The 17,579-nt window shown below is 48.1% G+C and carries 17 protein-coding genes; 8 read left to right on the top strand and 9 right to left on the bottom strand.

From position 1 onward, the window contains the following. Nucleotides 1-83: 83 nt before the first annotated feature. Entirely contained in the window at nt 84-2,027 is a 1,944-nt protein-coding gene (locus tag ABI361_06275; GenBank protein MEO9320261.1) for a hypothetical protein, read from the bottom strand. A gap of 431 nt (nt 2,028-2,458) precedes the next feature. Continuing rightward, nucleotides 2,459-2,674 (bottom strand): hypothetical protein, encoded by a 216-nt coding sequence (locus ABI361_06270; GenBank protein MEO9320260.1) that lies wholly within the window; start codon nt 2,672-2,674, stop codon nt 2,459-2,461. A 244-nt stretch (nt 2,675-2,918) separates the two neighbouring features. On the opposite strand from ABI361_06270, the gene ABI361_06265 reads away from it, so the two are divergent. Together ABI361_06265 and ABI361_06260 are read left to right on the top strand one after the other, a co-directional pair. Next, nucleotides 2,919-3,791 (top strand): CARDB domain-containing protein, encoded by an 873-nt coding sequence (locus ABI361_06265; protein ID MEO9320259.1) that lies wholly within the window; start codon nt 2,919-2,921, stop codon nt 3,789-3,791. A gap of 39 nt (nt 3,792-3,830) precedes the next feature. Next, nucleotides 3,831-4,571: a hypothetical protein gene (locus tag ABI361_06260; GenBank protein MEO9320258.1), complete on the top strand. Its 741-nt coding sequence runs from the start codon at nt 3,831-3,833 to the stop codon at nt 4,569-4,571. A 10-nt stretch (nt 4,572-4,581) separates the two neighbouring features. On the opposite strand, the gene ABI361_06255 is transcribed toward ABI361_06260, so the two are convergent. The 4 genes from ABI361_06255 to ABI361_06240 all read right to left on the bottom strand — a co-directional run bounded on the left by ABI361_06255 (nt 4,582) and on the right by ABI361_06240 (nt 8,268). Further along, nucleotides 4,582-6,264, bottom strand: coding sequence for a radical SAM protein (locus ABI361_06255; GenBank protein MEO9320257.1), 1,683 nt, complete (start codon nt 6,262-6,264; stop codon nt 4,582-4,584). 147 nt (nt 6,265-6,411) lie between these two features. Then, nucleotides 6,412-7,578, bottom strand: coding sequence for a hypothetical protein (locus ABI361_06250; protein MEO9320256.1), 1,167 nt, complete (start codon nt 7,576-7,578; stop codon nt 6,412-6,414). Between the two features lie 53 nt (nt 7,579-7,631). Beyond that, nucleotides 7,632-7,841, bottom strand: coding sequence for a hypothetical protein (locus ABI361_06245; protein ID MEO9320255.1), 210 nt, complete (start codon nt 7,839-7,841; stop codon nt 7,632-7,634). Nucleotides 7,842-7,875: 34 nt separating this feature from the next. Next, the gene (locus tag ABI361_06240; GenBank protein ID MEO9320254.1) at nt 7,876-8,268 is read right to left on the bottom strand and encodes a phosphomannose isomerase type II C-terminal cupin domain; all 393 of its coding nucleotides are present in this window, start codon (nt 8,266-8,268) and stop codon (nt 7,876-7,878) included. A 549-nt stretch (nt 8,269-8,817) separates the two neighbouring features. Here ABI361_06240 and ABI361_06235 point away from each other — a divergent pair. From ABI361_06235 to ABI361_06225, 3 genes are all read left to right on the top strand, one after another. After that, nucleotides 8,818-9,015, top strand: coding sequence for a hypothetical protein (locus ABI361_06235; GenBank protein ID MEO9320253.1), 198 nt, complete (start codon nt 8,818-8,820; stop codon nt 9,013-9,015). A gap of 334 nt (nt 9,016-9,349) precedes the next feature. Continuing rightward, nucleotides 9,350-10,024, top strand: a complete 675-nt coding sequence (locus ABI361_06230) for a hypothetical protein (protein ID MEO9320252.1) — start codon at nt 9,350-9,352, stop codon at nt 10,022-10,024. Between the two features lie 958 nt (nt 10,025-10,982). Then, nucleotides 10,983-11,453 (top strand): hypothetical protein, encoded by a 471-nt coding sequence (locus ABI361_06225; protein ID MEO9320251.1) that lies wholly within the window; start codon nt 10,983-10,985, stop codon nt 11,451-11,453. A gap of 219 nt (nt 11,454-11,672) precedes the next feature. On the opposite strand, the gene ABI361_06220 is transcribed toward ABI361_06225, so the two are convergent. The 3 genes from ABI361_06220 to ABI361_06210 all read right to left on the bottom strand — a co-directional run bounded on the left by ABI361_06220 (nt 11,673) and on the right by ABI361_06210 (nt 14,378). Next, the gene (locus tag ABI361_06220; GenBank protein ID MEO9320250.1) at nt 11,673-12,092 is read right to left on the bottom strand and encodes a hypothetical protein; all 420 of its coding nucleotides are present in this window, start codon (nt 12,090-12,092) and stop codon (nt 11,673-11,675) included. Nucleotides 12,093-12,304: 212 nt separating this feature from the next. Next, on the bottom strand, nt 12,305-12,853 hold the full coding sequence (locus ABI361_06215) for a hypothetical protein (protein MEO9320249.1): 549 nt from the start codon (nt 12,851-12,853) through the stop codon (nt 12,305-12,307). A 481-nt stretch (nt 12,854-13,334) separates the two neighbouring features. Further along, nucleotides 13,335-14,378, bottom strand: a complete 1,044-nt coding sequence (locus ABI361_06210; protein ID MEO9320248.1) for a hypothetical protein — start codon at nt 14,376-14,378, stop codon at nt 13,335-13,337. Between the two features lie 667 nt (nt 14,379-15,045). Here ABI361_06210 and ABI361_06205 point away from each other — a divergent pair. The 3 genes from ABI361_06205 (at nt 15,046) to ABI361_06195 (ending at nt 17,572) form a co-directional block, all read left to right on the top strand. After that, nucleotides 15,046-15,699 (top strand): hypothetical protein, encoded by a 654-nt coding sequence (locus ABI361_06205; protein ID MEO9320247.1) that lies wholly within the window; start codon nt 15,046-15,048, stop codon nt 15,697-15,699. Nucleotides 15,700-16,098: 399 nt separating this feature from the next. Further along, nucleotides 16,099-16,704: a DUF2382 domain-containing protein gene (locus ABI361_06200; GenBank protein ID MEO9320246.1), complete on the top strand. Its 606-nt coding sequence runs from the start codon at nt 16,099-16,101 to the stop codon at nt 16,702-16,704. 217 nt (nt 16,705-16,921) lie between these two features. Next, entirely contained in the window at nt 16,922-17,572 is a 651-nt protein-coding gene (locus ABI361_06195; protein MEO9320245.1) for a YsnF/AvaK domain-containing protein, read from the top strand. The last annotated feature ends 7 nt before the right edge of the window (nt 17,573-17,579 follow it).

The following is a 17,579-nucleotide window of genomic DNA, read 5'->3' as shown; positions in this document are numbered from 1 at the left end:
CAGAATATTTAAAAAGTTATATCCCTCGTCTCATTAAAGTATACTTATCAGATTCGATCTGCGAATGCTGCATCTCATTCACCCTAGGGCATTAGAAACGGCTCGTCGAGAGTGGTATACTGGGGTGCAATGAGGTAAAAGTTCGCCATGGCGCGCAGGGCATAAACCGTCATCGATAAGGCGGCAGCTGCTACTACGATTCCAAAAGTGGTTTTATCTGTTCGCTTCAACAAGCCCAGCGATAAGGCTGCAGGAATAAACAACGGAACGACATAAATGATTCTCGCTTGTATGACATTACTGCCAAAGAGGAGAGGAACAGTAAGCACGAAAATCATTGATAGGATAAATCGATCAAGGCCTCTAAAATAATTTGATTGAAGTAACCATAGCAAGCAAAGTATCAAGATAACGGGACTTAGCAGAAACCCACCAAGGTACGAGGTTGATGTGAAATTAATTGTGTCCCATCTCGAAAAGAAATTTCCAAGATCTACTGAATTAGTTGTCAAAATCGCGTCTCGCGATAGACCTGAGCGGACAGAGAAGTACGACGACTTTGCAAAGTCAGAGACAACCGTTGCACCAATGACGATGGCAACAAACGTTACAACGACCAGGATGTCTTTTGCATTTTCACGATGAGATCGCAGGAGCGTAAAGGTCGTAATTAAGGTGAAAACTATTGAAGTGATAACCAGAAAACCCCATGTATAGACGTGAAGCAACATGGTGAGTGACAATGTTCCAAATAGCCCCAAAGAATAGAGTGCAATGCGTATCCAGTCAATTTGCCTAGCCTTGGATTTTATGGAAAGATCTAGGGTCTTTATAATAAGCACGATAGAAAGAGTGGCAGGAATTAGAGCAAGCCAATTTGCGAAAATACCTGCGTAAATTCCAACGACCAGCTGCGGAGACACGGCCGCCAGGATTGCGGCTATGGAAGCAAATTTTCTTGATTCCAGCTTGCTTTCCCGTGCGTCGGAACCCTGAAAGGTGTAGCGTACCAGCAAATACACGCTAGCGACTGATGCTGGAGCAAGGATTAGTGGCAAATACCTTATCACAAGAGGGTCGGGGACCTTTGTGATGTCCCCAAGCCACATCATAAAAGCCAGGCTTAGTGGTCTGTCGCCACCACTAATCTTGAATAACTGTTTAACTTGATCTTGGCCATTAAGGTTCCTCAATTGCTTCAGAGAGTCGACATAATATTTCTCGTCTGTGCTCACGCCTGAACCCACGGGGTTGACTCCCGGCAAATGCGGATAGATAGTCATCAGCGGAGCCACAATTAACGCACACAACAATATTGGCCAATATTGTTTTCTTGAACCAAATGGGAGTTCAAACTTTTTTTCAATTACAGTTCTGGCCTGCAATTGATACGGGTTTGAGCCGATTCTGGCAGGCAGATTCTCATCATTATTAGGACCTTCTGCGCCGCCATTACTAACGACGGATTTATTTCCGTTCAATGACTTAGAATGATGAATGCCTTTTATTCGTGCAGGTATATCCTGAATTTGATTTCTGAAGAGGAAAGAGAATGCTAAAAGGACGATAATGAATGAAGATAATAATCCAAAAGAGTGATAGAGAGCAGATTCAATATTTGCAAACTTCCATGATGGGTCAGAGTACATCTCTGTCGGGAAGATAGGATATGTCAACCATCTTGCTAAAGCGCCAATTTCAATTACGATCATCACTAATAGAAATGCGATAGCGACAGTGCGTGCATCCGGCAATCTCATGCAAAACGCACTCTGACCTCGGATCCCAGAGTATTGCCGAAGATTTTCTGACCCGAATTGACGTAGCTTTTCCGTTGGTGCAATCCCACGCTGATCATTCCACTTGCCTTTTGTCCACGATAGGGTTGCAAGTACAAGTATTGCGGGCAAAGTTGCCAGAGCAGCAAATGTTATTCCAGTGGCTGCATCGACAAATACACCAGCAATCAATATTGTTGCATAGACAGCAATTGTTGAAACAATGACTTTCCTCTTGTTAAAGGCCAAGTTGACAAACAAAAGGAATAGTCCTATTGCTATCACAGAATCAGTAGAAGAGGAACCAAAAAGGTCTTGCTTGAAAACCTTGTCGATAGATATCCGGTGAACGGTATCAAGGTAATGTACCTGAGCTATTGATAGCGCTAGCAGCAGATAAAGAAGAGATAGCAGGGCGAGGCACGCCGCCATTATGTTTTGGGCAGTAAGGAAATACGAAATGGCTCCTTTGGCCATCTAAGTCACCACAGCATATACAATCGAACGATCCATGAGCAGAAAAAGGCATTGGATAGAGTTAGTCGTTCTCACAACTGTGCAGGAGGTGAATTAAGGGACTCGACTATTTTGCTTTTTTTGTGTTTTTTTATCAACTGTAACTTTAGCGAAGGTGGGCCATTTTCAAAGCGTTGGACCCGTCAGCCAAGTTGCCGACGGGGTTAGGTTGTCTCAGCAGTCGAGCTCAGGACATCATCTAGGATATCCAACGCTCTGTTAACGTAATCCGGAGTAATAAGCGACGGTATCTCGAGCCTCTTTCTGGTAGGAAGCCCTGCATTTAATTCCTTTAGCTTTTTTATTCGCTCTTCAAGATAAGGTTCGGACCTGCATTTGTAAATCAATGCCAATAGCAAGTCTGCATTCTCAACAACCATATCGGCATGGATAGACCGTTCGTCACAATAAATCCATGTTAGCGTCCATCCCAACAAACATGATTATCCAAGAAAACTGACAACCCCACGGTTCAAGGACGATAAATTGGCCTGGGACCATTCCTAATTCCTTGTTTGAGGGACTGCCCCCACGCATGAAGACTTGTTCATAGAGAGATTCTCTGTTGTATGGACTTCCCCCGACCTAGTTGTTAATAGCTGTGGATCATTTACAGAGGACGAAATGGCTACTAATGAAACAGGCCATAAGCACTACCACAGAAAATACGCAATCGTCGCAGCGCTCGCGCTGGTAATCGCGGCATCAACGTTTACTTACCTGCCGGCGGCCAGTGCGTCTTCAGCGGCCATTTCGGCCAATCCGAAGGTGTCACAGCACGACTCAGGAAAGAGTATTTTCCTGTTCGTGAGGTTCATGTCGGATACTGCAAACCCAGTCCAGACAATCTCTGTTGACGTACAGAACGACACATCGCAGCACCTGGTCCTACAGTTCACTCCAGACGGACACATAATCAGTGGTGACCCGTCAGTCTTCCTGTCAGTCCAAGGCAACACCAAGTTTGTTGACAAGGATGGCTATGGAGGACATGGTAAAGTCATTGGCAACTTCCACATCCGTGTTGCCAAGAAGCCATTGAGCTATGGTGACCACCCAACTTCGCTTAATGTAGCACTGCAAGGCGCTCCGTCGCTTACTGCAGACACTACATTTACCCTGAAGGGTCATCCAAAGACACCAGCTGACATCGTCGCCAACTATGTCTTTGCCAGCGAAAACATAGGCAAGAATCACAAGGTCCACGCAGTTGCCATACTGAGCAACACTGGTGGTTCAGCGACAGGTCCATTCCAGACAACACTGTACCTCTCGACAGATGCTACGCTTGGTGGCTCTGATACTGCAATCGGAATGAAGAACGTCGGCAGCATGACTGCAGGCTCGTTCAGAATAGTAGAACTTGAGGGAACCATTCCGTCAGGAACCCACGGTCCATACTACCTGATTGCAAACGGAGACAGCGGAAACGTAGTACCAGAGAGCAACGAGAACAACAACTGGGTTGCGACAACAGGCGCAATCACGGTTCCATAATGGACAACGCTCCTTCCCCCTTTTTTGGAGAAATGAAAAATGAAAAAAGAACCCTCTGACATTCCGCCAAAAGACTTTGACAATGATTCTGATGTTTCCGTTTCTGAAAAATCAACTGAATCCAATTTGCCAGCCAAGCCGCGGTCCGGTTCCAAAAAGGCAACGCAGATTGCGGCTATTGTAGGCGCTGTGGCGCTCCTTGCAATCGTCATGTATCCCGGCTCGATAATTCCCCAAAAGGCCGCATCGCAAGCAGCTGCAAATAACACTTCCGACGTAGCTTCCATCAAGTCATATCCCCCGCTTACTTCTGAGCAACAGACAATGTGCAGCTCTGTCCACGACGACCTTGTAACGGTAGTTGCAGCAGCCGGCTCCAACAGCAGCCAGGACGCGGCAGTCGACATGCTTGACGGAGTATACTGCAACAGGGCGGAGCTTGTCAATGCAATAGGCCCTACCAGCTATCCTGCGACTGGGCTGGCAGCATACGCCTGTGAAGTGTCGCAGGGAAGCATCCAAGACCAGGACGCGGCAGACGCGCTTCAGCCTTATGGTGCGCTCTATTGCGGTGGCTCGACAACCTCTCTCAAATCCGAAATAACCGACTTACAGTCTGCGGTAGGCGCAATCAGCAGCGATCCAAAGTACGCGGATTCAGCAAAGCAGATCTCGCAAGATATCGCACAGGCACAGAGCTTGGCAGGAGAAAAACCGTATGCAGCGTACCAGCATCTTGAACTTGCATCAAAGGCGTTTACCAACCTGCCAGCAGGTTAATCCGTAATGGCTACCAGTAGGTGGCCTTTATCTTTTCAATTACCCGCTCGTGCTCTGACCCTTTCTTCCTTGCATACTTTTCCATCGCGCCAAGCGGTACGCCGCCCAAGGTGCTTGCAAGTGTCGTGAAGAAGAAGTTCTTTATCGGGTTTTCCCTGCCTATCTTGCCCATGAACTTTTGGATGCCGTATTTGAAGTTGTGCTGCCAGGTCTTGTACATGACACCCAGCTTAGCAGGGTCCATTGTGTTGCCAATGTCGTAAAAGTCAGACTTTTCCAAAAGGCCAATTGGCACAAACGTCAGAGGAGTTGCAGTGAACATCGAGTCCGGCTGCTCCTGCTCTATTTCATGAATGAGCCTGATTGTCTCCCAGCTGTCCTCGGGAGTCTCGTCATTGTCAAGGCCCATGATAAGCGTAAACGCCGGCACCCAGTGATGCTCGTTAAGAACCCTGATGCCGTTCTTGACCACCCAGTGCCATTCCTCCGGTTTGTATGGAGCCAGCTTGCGGTCTGCATACTTGCCAATCAGCCGGATGCTTCCTGTCTCAAAGCCGCATTGGATGCCAATGTGGTTGTTCGGCCCCGACTTGATTATCTTGGAGAGGTTTGGAATCAGCCTCTCGTCGGCAATTGCGCCGGCCAGCGTTCCATGTGTCGGGTTGGTGTGCTCGATGCCTGTAGCCATGATGCCCTTGAACAGTTCTTCGATGGCCTCGCGGTTTGGCTGCATGTTCTTGGTTGTCCTCGGATTCAGGCCGTAAACGAAAATGTCGTCGCTGTGTATCCAGGCATTTTTCAGCCCGCCGTACTTCATGTTTACCTCTATTTCCTTCTGCACTTTCTCTATAGGATAATAACGCAATGGCCTCAGCGTGACATCGCAGAACTTGCAGCCGCGGCCGCAGCCCCGCATCACTTCAACCATGCCGTGCATGCTGGGGTTGATGATGTTTGGAATTTCGTCTACAGGAGGCTCGTTCCAGTAGTGGATGAACCTGCCATGCAATTTCTTGCCGTTCCGGGCAAACTCCTTTATCTCTACTTTGAACTGGCTCTTTTTGAACGGGTTTGCAGTCTCCATCTCGCCTCCTATCAGGGCGTCAAAGAACTGGCCAGCGGCGCCGTCGATTTCCGGGCCGATGCCTCCGAGCTCGCCCTCGAGGATGCCATATAGTCCGTATTCCTCTATCTTGGCCGGATCATAGTTGTATTGCCAGGTGCCGGATGCCCCTACTACCACCTTGGCCTTGCTGCCGGTGCGCTCCTTTGCAGCGTTGATTCTGTGATGAAGGTCGCGATTGTAAAGTTCGTCATAAGACATGTGCTTGCGGCCATAGGTAAATGTCATGGTCACAGGGCCCATGCCGAGCGGGTCCATTTCATAAGTCCCGACGACCTCGGTGCCGGGGCCGATGAACTGCTCGATGTGGTCAGGGTGCGCGACTACAACGTCCTCTCGCGCATAGCCGTCGCGGATAAGGGCCGCCTCCACTTTTCGCAGGCCATACGGTGCGTAATTTGCATACCCGTTGGTGTGCTCTATCGGGTTGCAGATAAAGTCGAAAAGCACGCGCGGGGTGACCTGGTTGCCAAGCACGCGATACCAGAAAGAGTTGTGATCACGGTTAAAGTCAAGCGCTGGTGCGCATCCAAAGAATGAAGCGAGCGAGATTCCCCGATATGGGGACATCAACGTTCGATCCGCGGTAAGCACTACCTTAGGATACCTTGCCAATCGAGTCCCTTTTCGTAAGCAATACTTGTGGATGGATTAAAAGGTTTCCTGATTCAAGTTCCATGATTTGGTGGCATTGACTTTTTTGTCAAAATTTCGGTTCTACTTGCGTTTGTGAAGAAATTCCTGCAATGTCTTGCCGCCCAGCTTACGCCTTATACCATCCTGAATTTCCCTGACTGCACCAAAGCCATTGAATGTCAGGGCCGTGTAAAGTTCCACGCAGGACGCCCCAGCTTCAAGAGCCTTCCAGGCATCTTCCGCATTAAAGATTCCGCCGCAAGCAATTATGGGAAGCTCCGGAAACTTTTCGTGGACATCGCGGACGAGTCGGAGCATGTAGGGAAACAGTGGCCTGCCGCTCTCGCCGGCCACTGGCCTTGAAAAGGTGCGAGATTTTTTGTTGGAGCTGGTAGGAATAGGCCGGGTGTTTCCGATCGTTACTGCGTCGCCCCCGTTCTCGTAAAAGACCTTGATTGATTTTATCTTCTCTTCCATTTCGGCAGTGCCGGGTTCAAGGCTGCTGTACGGTGAGACCTTGGATACTTTTAGCAATCCGGAGGGAATATGCGAATTCATAAGGTCTATTATTTTTCTAGTAAACTCGGCTGACTGCAGCACCTTGTTAAAATCGGTGTTCGGTGAAGTTCTATTTTCCTCAAATCCAAGGTCCACGTATGGCGATGTACGGGAAATGATTTCCTTGCAGGCGTCAAGTACCGCGTCCTCGGTATAGTCTTCGGTGATGCCCGAGAAATTGAGGAGAACCTTGGCCTTACCGCGGTTGCTGTCGGTCGCAAATGTGCGCAAATTCGCAAGCGAGTACTCCAGGCCCTTGTGTGGATACCCCTGCGCGTTGATAATGGCCTGCCTCTCGTCGTCAATCGCAAGGCGGGTGGTCCCGCCGGACTTGGGGGACTGAGGATTTCCTGCGCGGGGCTTCAAAAGTACGCTTCCGGGCGTGACAAATCCAAAGACGTGTGAAGTGGGCAGCAATAGATCGCAGTTCTTGTCAAAGCCGGCAGCCAATCCCACCGGGCTTGCAAGCAGGTGCCCGCCAATTCTGACGGCAAGTTCCGGCCCGCCGTCGAACATTCCTGAGTGCTCCCTGAACATTGGGGCCATTGAGACAAGTTTCTCTTTGGCCTTCTCGTGCACGACCTCTCCCTGCGAGAGCTCGTCTGTTTGCTTGTAGCGCGAGTACAGATATCTCCTGTAGAGCCGGAATACCGAAGGGTCAAGACTTGCCTTGAATGTATCAACTATCAAGCGAAGCTACCGGGCCTGCCCTCGGCAAACTGAAAATGTCTGGCAGTATATAGTCAGTGCTGCCTGTCCTTGACAAACTCCCAGATGTTCGCCCACAGCTCGTCAAAGCCTGCCTTGTCGAGAGCATAGGTGACAGAATTGCCGTACTCGTTTGTTAATTCCATCTTTGCGGCCTTGGCCTTGTCCTCCTTTATGACGATGATCTTCTTGCCCTCGGAGACAGAGAAGCCCCTGCCTTCCTTTGCCGCCTTTACGTCAACCATGGACGCAGCTGCTATGGCCAGCTATATCAAAGTACTAGGCGGCATCGCTGTGAGCAAGCGCGGAACTTGCCAGCGGGTTGAGAGCAGGAGTGAGCCTGCTGTAATCGTCTTCTACGCGCACGATGTCGCTTTCGCTGAACCTGCCGTAGGCAATTTCCATGACGATGCACGGTTCAGTGCCAGCCGAGAGCCTGTGCCGGGCTAGTTTTGGAATCGAGACCATCTCACCCCTCTTCAAACTGAATTTCTTGCCGTCAAGCTCCACAATGGCCGTTCCGTCTATTACCTTCCAGAACTCGGATCTTTCCTTGTGAAACTGGAGGCTGAGTCTCGAATTGGCGTTTACATAGATTAGCTTGACCGTGCAAGGCTTGTTCTCGTGGAACTTTTCAAACCTTCCCCACGGGCGGTCCTCGCAATATATCATGAAAAAATTAGCCAAAACAACGATTTAATGATTTCACCTCATTGTACTATTCACAAGTAGACTTCCCGTTTCATCCTGCCTAAATCCTCCGAAAGCTGTCATGGGATCCTTTCAGGAGACTTTCTAACATCCACTCCGTCAAAAGTTCCACGTCGAATACTGGACGTTTAACATGTCACTTTATGATGTGCTTTGTTTGCAATAAGGTGGCCCCATAATTTCAGCCCAGGCACTCGGTGAATACTTTAAGACACCGGCCTGTCAGGTTGGGAGAGCAGTACTGACTGCAATAAGAGAAAGATGGATCTACTATTGCTGCCACCCAAATGCTTTGCATGTACTACTAGGCGATTGACACCTTGTCTGGTCCTCGCGTAAATGGCAGTTGCTGTAAGACAGCCGGCCCTGATTGAAACACTATCCCTTCTTTCGCAGATTTTCTAAAATGCCGGTTGCCTCTTCTTCACCTCTCACTAACAGTGACTTTACCAGCGCCCTCTGCACATTTAGGTCCAACCGGTGGTGCCAAAGACTCGACGGTGAACTATTGTGTTTGGATTAAAATCGATGGTACTTGTACAGAAAGCACCAAGACGAGGGTTCATAGCACCATTTCTAGAACTTTTGGGATACATTTCCTTTGCAAACACAATGGCACTGGTTTTGGAAAACATTGGGGCGGCGATTGTAGCTTATGAGGAAAGCATGGGAATACCGCCTGGCGTGGCCAAGATTGGAATAACGTGATGCTCTCCTGGCTGATGCATGTGTCAGAAGGATTTAACCAAAAGGTCGTCTAGTGAAAGTCTCGTCAGCACGAAGCGGTTCAAGAGTGAGCGATATAAGGATCTGAGGGACAGCGTTAGGCGAGGGCAACTCAATCATAAATGAATGTCGAACAAGAAGGATAATCAAATTGGATTAGCCGAAAAAGAGTCTCAGGTTGATTTACGCGGTGTGAGTAAGCATTAGTTTGCTGTCGGGCCCGTCCTTGGTGATGGCTTGTCAAATTTGCGATGTATTTCGTTCGTAACCCGTCGATAAATTGTTAAATAGCCGCCCGATTGACGAGATTGTGTATATGATGAACCGAACGTCGACGTTGGCCATAATCGCCACGGTACTTGCAATCGGCTTTCCAGTAGTTGGCGCGTATGCGCAGGCGCCACCCGGAATGCAGCAGATAAGCGGAAAATATCAAGACGTGTCTAATGGACTTGAAATAACGCTGCCGGACGGCTGGACGGGATTTGCAATTCCGTCACCATCTGGAGTTTCAACGGCCGTGGCTGGACCAAACGGACCCAGCATGAATGGCGATTTGAGTAACCCCATGATGATCATTTCCGTCAGTGATAAACAGCCGATTAATGCAACTAGATTCCAACCACCGTCTACGGGGTCAAATAACCAACAGTCAGAATGCAGTGTTGCCTCGTCACAAAAGACCACCGTAAATGGCATGAGTGCGTTTACAGTATCAGGTGAGTGTACTAAACCCACCGCAATAAAGGCCAAGGGATACACCTTCCAGACAGATACCAAGAATATTTCCATCCTGTACGCATCAAGTTCCAGCGCCAACTTTGACAAGTACGTAAGCCAGTTTGACGGTGCCGTGGGGACCCTGAAAATCTCCAATGCCGTTGATGTAAACGTGGTACCAGAGTTCCCAGTTGCTGCGATAGCAGGAATTGCCTCTGTGATCGGAGTAATCGCAGTTCTTGGCAGGACCAAGTTCATTCGCTCGCCATAGGCCGAGCGTACTAGTGCGGTAAGCGGGAGAGGGCGGCCATGCAGGGAGTGCGATAATCTCCCCTTCCCGACTTGCATTTTACCAGCAGAGTCACCTTGATCTCTGATTAACATGTCCATGGGAGGCAGGCCATAAGGCAAGCAAGTGCGGGCTTGTCAGTGATTGGGCGCCTGATTTGCACGCATCATAGGATAAGGAATTTTGGAAAGAACATGTCGGGGCCGGACAAGAAAACATCTCGTTAATGCAGCTACAACGTCTATGTTTGCTGTCCTCACAGGCAAGGAGAGCCGGAGTATGGTTCCTTGTATGTTCAGCTAGAATAGATTGCTGCTTTCTCACAACTTAGATTGTTTATTGTGAGCTTACATGATTTTTGGCTCTTTACATATAGAGCAGTATTGGCCGAACAATTATGATGCTCAATAAATCCGCTAATTTGCAGCGTCTCTCTCCACTTTTCGCGTTGCCAGTACATCCATCGATCGTTTGGCATGATCTATAGTTTTCTGCAAATTTGCTCTTTGGATTGCATCTGTTGATTTTTCTATGCGTGCTTCGAGCATTGCAATGGTTTTGGACAGTGTGCTCATTTCATGCATGTCGTCTTTCCAATCCATCCTTTTTCGTGGCACTATTCAGAATGTAACTCAATGAGGGCTATAAAGAATAGCTAGTTGAATTTGAGCATGGGGTGGTTATTAGGCTGATCTGCGGCAGGGTCGGCCAGCGAGCAAGCGCGTATATGCAAGTAATTTGCGACACTGGCTTTGAACCAGTCGATATGGTGCAATTAATGGTCAAAGACATTCGGTTTGACGAAACATCGGTTCGAATGGCCAATATCGAGCGTGAAAAACTGGTTGCATGCTTGAAGGGTTTCTTAACGCCGAAACCGTTGATATTCTAAAAACCGTTATTCGCACGCATAACTTGCAGCCTAGCAGTTACATTTTCGTTGACCAAGTTCAACAATGGCAGCACCGAACGACTAAGAAGACGTTACAATATCGCACTTGCAAAGGCTGGCTTTGGCGAAAATGTGACCAAGCACCACAACCACTATTATGCAAGGGTAAGCCACATTCACAGTCACAAGTTGGGCAAGTTTCACCTTAAAGTTTACGAAAAGCGATTTTACTCGCTGGCTATTGGCTCGGGCGTGCCTGATGAAATAGTGCAAGCAATGTTAGGTCGCAAGCAATACCTTGACCAATACTTGCGAATGCCAGTTGTAAAAAAGCAAGAATTTGCAGCTAAAATATTGCGTGCTGTTAGCATTTACCGCGACAAAGCAAACAAAGTCGAAATGAAAGACAAGGTTAAAGAAATACTTGGCATGACCGACTTGGCCGACGAACAATTCGAAAAGGTTATGCAAACTTTGAGGTTTCAAGATTTGACCCTTGATGTCAATCGCAACTGGTAAATTAAATTCGTAAATAATTGATAGAACGTGCACCAGACTTGAGGGTTTGCACTTACTAGAAACTTTATTTGAAATCGTGTGTGGCTATTTTGCATTTGCATGTCCAGGATAAGCTGGTGTGACCATGTGCCTTTGCGCAATGTCAAACCTATCAGTTAATGCGGGCGGGCTATGCGATCACAAATCAGTTGATGAGTTCAGTTGCTCCCTTTCAGAGTTTTACCGCCCAGAATAATTGTATTTTGGCATTGACAATGTGTCTTTGATTATTGAACTAGCCTTGGACGCGGTATTACTTTCATCATTGCTGTAATTACCAGCGGTTGTATTGGAATCCGTGATATTGGCCACCAACTTTCCAATAGAACCTCCCCCACCTTGATGCGAATCAGCGGTGCTATTATACAAGTTGGGATGTGCTTCAGTAGCATTTGAATCTGCACTAATTGATGTGTTTGAATAAAGACCATTCACAGCAGCAGGCAAACTTGACTTGCTACTATGCATGCTTACTAGGCCAAATATTACCATGCCGGCAATCCACAAAATAACACCGCCCAAAGCATAATTTATCCCGCTGGTCAACTCCATTCCTCCTGTTAAACTATACTCTCGCCAAGCGGTCTCCGCATCTTGCATCCATCTTGATGCCCATCTTTGCTAATTCAGTACACTGGAATTGGAATCTTGACGTATGCTCATTTACTCCCATCCGATGTTCCAAGGCAAATGTCGATAACAAAAGATTTGCTTAAGGACTAGCCAGTAAGTTTGACTACAAAACATAGAGGTATTCTGGGCATCATGACAAAAAGCAGGTGTTCTATGTACCGAGTTGTACTGCCAAGCATTTACTTGCTGATTACTTGAACCTGCTGTACTGCTATTGCCTGGCCTGACAGGACCTGCAACGAGTAGGTATTGCCAGCATCGATTGTGCCGATGTTGCCTGCGCCGGTCATGTATACAATCTGTGCCTGACCCTGTGTCAGAGATACTGGGCCGGTCTGCATTGCATAGTTTACGCTGTTAATGGGCACGCCTGTCGATGGATGGTACTGGGTTGGCAGATCAGTGTTAATGTTGGTCGATGTCGCACATGCTGTCGGGTTTACGCATGAATACCAATTTGTCTGCGGAATTGGCAGACCCCTAAGCGAGATAGAGTTGATGGCGCTAGCCTTGCTGCCAGTATTCTGGACTGCAAATGCCGTTACTGTTGTGCCGTTGACATTTACCCAAGTGTGCACGTTTGACACCTTGATGGATTCAGTCTGCGTGTTGGTCTGGAACATGCTGCCACCAAAGAATATCACACCTGCGCCCAGGACGACTGAGGCGATGAGAATAATCAGGGTCGTAATTACGTTGCCAATGCCCCTTCTTGCCTTAACTGTCATCTGCTGCATTGCCGCAGAAGTTTGGATAATAGCAAGTGGATGTTTTTTTGGCTACACGCCTGCACTGATTCTATTTAAAGTCGGGCAATAACGCCTCGATTTGGTAGGACTCAGGGAAAACCTCCACTTTTTATTGAGAAGCGAATCGAAGATCCATGTAGAAATCTATCTTTCATTGCATCTTTGCCCTCATGTGTCATAAGGGCTGGGGCTCGCGGGTTGGCACAAGGTAGTCAAGAACATGAGAGACTGAGGGATTTGTGGCTCGCAACTTGCTTTGGATTGGGATGCAGAGAATTTCGCAAAATGATGTATCGGAAAGACCAGCAACCTTCGCATTGGAACCGCCTAAGTGAGTGGGCAATCTTTTCTCGAAGGGCGGGTGATGATGCAACGGTGAACTATTGCTCCAGTGCAAGAATGAAGTGGCTGTATAACATCCTGTGGCCGTAGAATGTTTTCGTCAGAGCTAAAAGGCTGCTTAGCATGATAGCGTCTCGCTCCTCAAGGTTAGAGCCCACTCGATTATTCGGTCCTGCAGCCCCTCCATCTGGTTCATCGCGTCAGGTTGAAACACCTTGAATCCGTAAGCAGAGGCGAGTTTCGAAGCATTATTGCTCAAGCCTTTGCTGGATATTATCATCATGCGCCTGATCTTTGTGTCCATGCATTTTGCAAACAGAGACAGGATGCGAGTCTCGTCGGAGTCTGTCTGGTCAATAAAATCGCCTGCTGCAAGTGGCCGGGTCTGATCGCCGCTCCCGTAAATGACTATTGAGAATTTCTGTGGAATGCCGCATTCTCCCACGACCGGGCATGGGCAGACAGCCTTCAAACCCTTGTCCGCAAGTGCAGAAGGCAGTGATTGAAAAATGTCGATGCTAGTCTGAGCATATTTGTCAATCATTTCGGCATTGATAGAATAGATGGGAAGTCGCAGAACTGCAAGCCGGTCTTCCAGAGACTCCTTGCCGCAGCCAAGACATGCGTAAACTTTGGTAGCAGTCGGCAAAAGCGCTTTGCAGGTTAGGCATCGATAAAACGCGCCGGGTCTAGCGTAGTCAACTCCGAGCGAATTAAGGCGCTTATTGCATTTCCTGCATACAAATCGACCAGAGTCATCAAGATACCGCTCGTCAAAGTCTGTGTTGCCGCATGGAATATGCTCAATGACGCTTCCTTTATCCAGATCGCCGGACTTGCAGGACTGGCATCTGAGCTTGAATGACAGAGCATACGACAAACAGTCAGGACACTTTAGTGCGATGACCGAACCCTCTTGGGATGCTACGCCAAAATGCTTCAAGTGCTCCAGCACCTCCCGCTGACTCTCAAAGCTGGCTATACCTAGATCAGGATAAGAATAGCCATATCTTGGCTGCAAAACTGGCTGGAGCTTTCTAATCCCCTGGCGCTTTATATGCTGAATAATTAAATCAAGAGATCTTGCCTGTGGGCTTGATTCTGGTAAGACTGTAATGTCTGACCCGGCCACCAGTTTCCCAGTGTCCCTTTGTTCAGTCATGCGACTATATTCGTTTAGCAAGCATCCACTGCCAAAGGTAACTGAGCATTGCAAATTGATGAAAGACATGGTGTGACGTATATGACATACATGGTGCTTTGGAACGATGGCATTGGTAAATCATGCGATTAATGTCAGCCAAGCGGAAGAGTTTGAATTACCTTGCCTTTAGCAGGCTCGTGGTCATTTCTGTCTGTCTATAAACGCGGCGCGACCTAGTTCATTATTTGAGACGTTAGAAATAGTGATGCTCAAGTTGGTCGCATCTTCTTACCATTGTCTTCATAGACGTAAGCAATCCCCTTTACACCCGGAAGAAACGTTTTGCGCCTGCGAATATCTGAGAGGATTAGTCCGTATCGGTCCGAATTTACCCTGTAGGATTATGTATTTTGGCCTAGTCCAACAACATCTCATTTGCCAACCGCCATTAGCTTGCAGCGTACCGTCAAATTCCGTCAGAGATCGGTGAAAAAATTATTAATGACAATCTTCAAGAACTTCTATCCAAGCATTCAAGCCTGCGGCAATTGCATTACCGATTATTACCATCCTTAGCCTTTTCTCTGTTCTTGTTGCTATCCCTTCGGCTACAAAAGCTCTCGCGGACGTCGGTGGCAGCACGGTAGCTGGTCAAGGCGTCCAGTGCACGAGAGACAACATGGGCATGTCAAGCGATTCCGGCCCAATGTCGTCGCATAATGGTTACAGGCTTGACTACAAGGCAGGATCGGGACCGCAGTCGGGCAGCTTGGCCTTGAGGCTGTCACTTGTTACTTCCGACGCTGGGACGAACCAGAGCATCAGATCCACCTCCTATCTTGTCAAAATTGACAGGGTAAACCAAACCGCACAGTCAAATGCTACGGGCACTGACCACCCGCAGGTCAAAGTCGTTGATACTGTCTTTGGAGACAACGTGTTCCTGACAAATAACGGCAACCTGACCTTGAACTTGAGGTCATCTCCCTCTGCACAGCCTGGCTCGCAACCGGTTATCCATGCTGACGTCGATCCTATACTGAACGCCTGGTTGACTGACCCCAGCAACACGATAGCTATTGACAACCTGCGCATGGTTCCTGGCTCTTATCATGCAAGCGTCCAGCTCTATGGTGTGGACACTCCCCAGTGTCAGTTCTCAAACGCTGACTCGCCAAAATACGACGTTTACTGGAATGTTGACTCGAATGGTTCGGTCAGTGCGCTGAGCTCAACGGCCGTCCCCGAGTTTGGAATGAGCCAGATTATTCTCGTGCTATCGTTGTCCGGAGTCATTGGCTTGGTAGCTTTGCTGCGCACGCGGCTCTTGGCAAGATAAATCTAGAAGCTAACCGCGATGGATGATTGTTTGCTTTTAACGGTTAATACCAGTATTTGTACACCAGTTGCCAATTAAAGCCGTGCCAAAGCCTGCAAAGGTAATTCCCATAAAGCCCGACCCCAGGCGGCCTTCAAGCTCTTGTTGTCTGTGTGGAGAGTATGCGACAATAGAAGCATATTATGAAATAGATGGAGTGACTGTAGCAAGAAAGTATTGTAATGCCTGTTCAAAGGCTGTTGGCAAAAGCGACTAGGCCGGGTCGCTGTTAGGATGTAAGGCCGGTCGCACCAGCCGACGCAAGGATCACTGGAGCGTCAGGTTAGCCCGATATTCAATTGTTATCTAACGGTTATAGCCTATGCGCTGCACTTGTAGCCAAGAAAGGCATTGAGCAAAATGACTGACGATGGCCAGAACAAGCCTTTAACACCCCTGCAAGAAAGCAGTAAAGATTCTGAGTATCAGTTTGATAAGAGCATCCCGGTGATGGGTGAGAGCTATTCGATATCTAAAAAGACAACGCGGCAGGAATTTGTTATCGAGAAGAGGTGGGTCACCGCAGTAAAGACCGTGCAGATCCCAATAAGATATGAAGAAATCTATGTCAACGGGAAGAAATTTGGTGAAAAAGGCGGGCTCGACTCGATACTTTCGTTTATTGACAAGGCAACAAAATCAGCTGACAAGAGTGATAGGAATGCACGGCAGGACGCACAAGCCCTAGACGACAGGCAACTAGTTCCACTTGTCGAGGAGGATACTGCACTGCAAAAGATAATCCCCCTCTATAGCGAACAGGTCAGGATAAGCAAGAGGATGGTGAAATACAAGGACGCAGTAATTACAAAAGCAAAGGTTACCGAGAATCAAAAGATTTCAATCGAGCTAGCCGGCGAGAAAATCAAAATACGGTATCCCGATGGGACAGAGCGAACGCTCGAGTCAACTGTCACTGCACCGGCAGAGTCCACGCGTTCAGATCTGCACACAACGGCAGCCTGATAGACCGGCAACAGCAGCAGGCCGGGAGACCGACTTTAGATCATATTTTGTTCTGCAATCACTAAATAGAAATAGCAACCCCGAAGGCATATTGTGCTATTGTTGAAGCCACTATCCGTCGATTTATTTCAGCTAATTCTTTAGTGTCTTGTGTTTAGAATCTCCTTATCGAGAGCTGTACGACAGATACTAAATATCATTTGGTGCGCGGGGAGGCATGGCATCTAATACAAACTCGATTGCATGGGAAGATGTAATCAAGAAGGAAGCACGAGGAACCGACGACTCCGACTTTGGAGAAGTGCAGGAAGTTGGCAGAAATTATGTCTTGACAAAGAGAGGCCTGATCAGCAAAGACAAGTTCTATGTCCCAAAATACCTGGTAGAAGGATTTGACGGCCACACACTATGGTTCAACTCATCAGGAAACCAGCTGGAATCATTCAGACGAGATTCTGCGCCAGATTACACCGAGTATACCCGGTATAGAGAGACGAACGCCCCTGCAGACATTGAAACCAGGATTCCGGTCATTGAAGAGCGGTTGAACGTCTCAAAGAGAGTATCAACTAGCGAGGCAACGATTACCAAAGAACCGGTGACAGAAACAAAGACAGTCGAAGTGCCTGTCACGCATGAAGAGATAAGCGTAGAGAGGAGGCCTCCATCAAGTTCGACTACCGCTTCAAGGCCGGTACAGGAAAAGACAGAAATCAATATTCCAGTCAGCAGCGAAGAAGTATCCGTAACCAAAGAGCCCTATGTCAAGGAAGAGGTAGCAATAAAGAAGGAGCCCGTAACTGAGACTAAAACCGTCAGCGACACGGTGACCAAAGAGAAGGTCAGTGTAAAGCGCTCAGGTGACTGAGGGAGCA

Origin of the sequence: Nitrososphaera sp. (assembly GCA_039938515.1) — an archaeon.
Classification (GTDB): Archaea; Thermoproteota; Nitrososphaeria; order Nitrososphaerales; family Nitrososphaeraceae; genus Nitrososphaera.
Note: the sequence above shows the minus strand (reverse complement) of the source record. Positions and strands in the feature narration are given on the sequence as shown.

Bases quoted from the DNA above. Each gene is read 5' to 3' on its own strand.
- ABI361_06270 (MEO9320260.1), bottom strand. From the start codon at position 2,674: ATGGTTGTTGAGAATGCAGACTTGCTATTGGCATTGATTTACAAATGC.
- ABI361_06265 (MEO9320259.1), top strand. From the start codon at position 2,919: ATGGCTACTAATGAAACAGGCCATAAGCACTACCACAGAAAATACGCA.
- ABI361_06260 (MEO9320258.1), top strand. From the start codon at position 3,831: ATGAAAAAAGAACCCTCTGACATTCCGCCAAAAGACTTTGACAATGAT.
- ABI361_06255 (MEO9320257.1), bottom strand. From the start codon at position 6,264: ATGTCCCCATATCGGGGAATCTCGCTCGCTTCATTCTTTGGATGCGCA.
- ABI361_06245 (MEO9320255.1), bottom strand. From the start codon at position 7,841: ATGGTTGACGTAAAGGCGGCAAAGGAAGGCAGGGGCTTCTCTGTCTCC.
- ABI361_06240 (MEO9320254.1), bottom strand. From the start codon at position 8,268: ATGATATATTGCGAGGACCGCCCGTGGGGAAGGTTTGAAAAGTTCCAC.
- ABI361_06230 (MEO9320252.1), top strand. From the start codon at position 9,350: ATGATGAACCGAACGTCGACGTTGGCCATAATCGCCACGGTACTTGCA.
- ABI361_06220 (MEO9320250.1), bottom strand. From the start codon at position 12,092: ATGCAAGATGCGGAGACCGCTTGGCGAGAGTATAGTTTAACAGGAGGA.
- ABI361_06215 (MEO9320249.1), bottom strand. From the start codon at position 12,853: ATGACAGTTAAGGCAAGAAGGGGCATTGGCAACGTAATTACGACCCTG.
- ABI361_06210 (MEO9320248.1), bottom strand. From the start codon at position 14,378: ATGACTGAACAAAGGGACACTGGGAAACTGGTGGCCGGGTCAGACATT.
- ABI361_06205 (MEO9320247.1), top strand. From the start codon at position 15,046: ATGTCAAGCGATTCCGGCCCAATGTCGTCGCATAATGGTTACAGGCTT.
- ABI361_06200 (MEO9320246.1), top strand. From the start codon at position 16,099: ATGACTGACGATGGCCAGAACAAGCCTTTAACACCCCTGCAAGAAAGC.
- ABI361_06195 (MEO9320245.1), top strand. From the start codon at position 16,922: ATGGCATCTAATACAAACTCGATTGCATGGGAAGATGTAATCAAGAAG.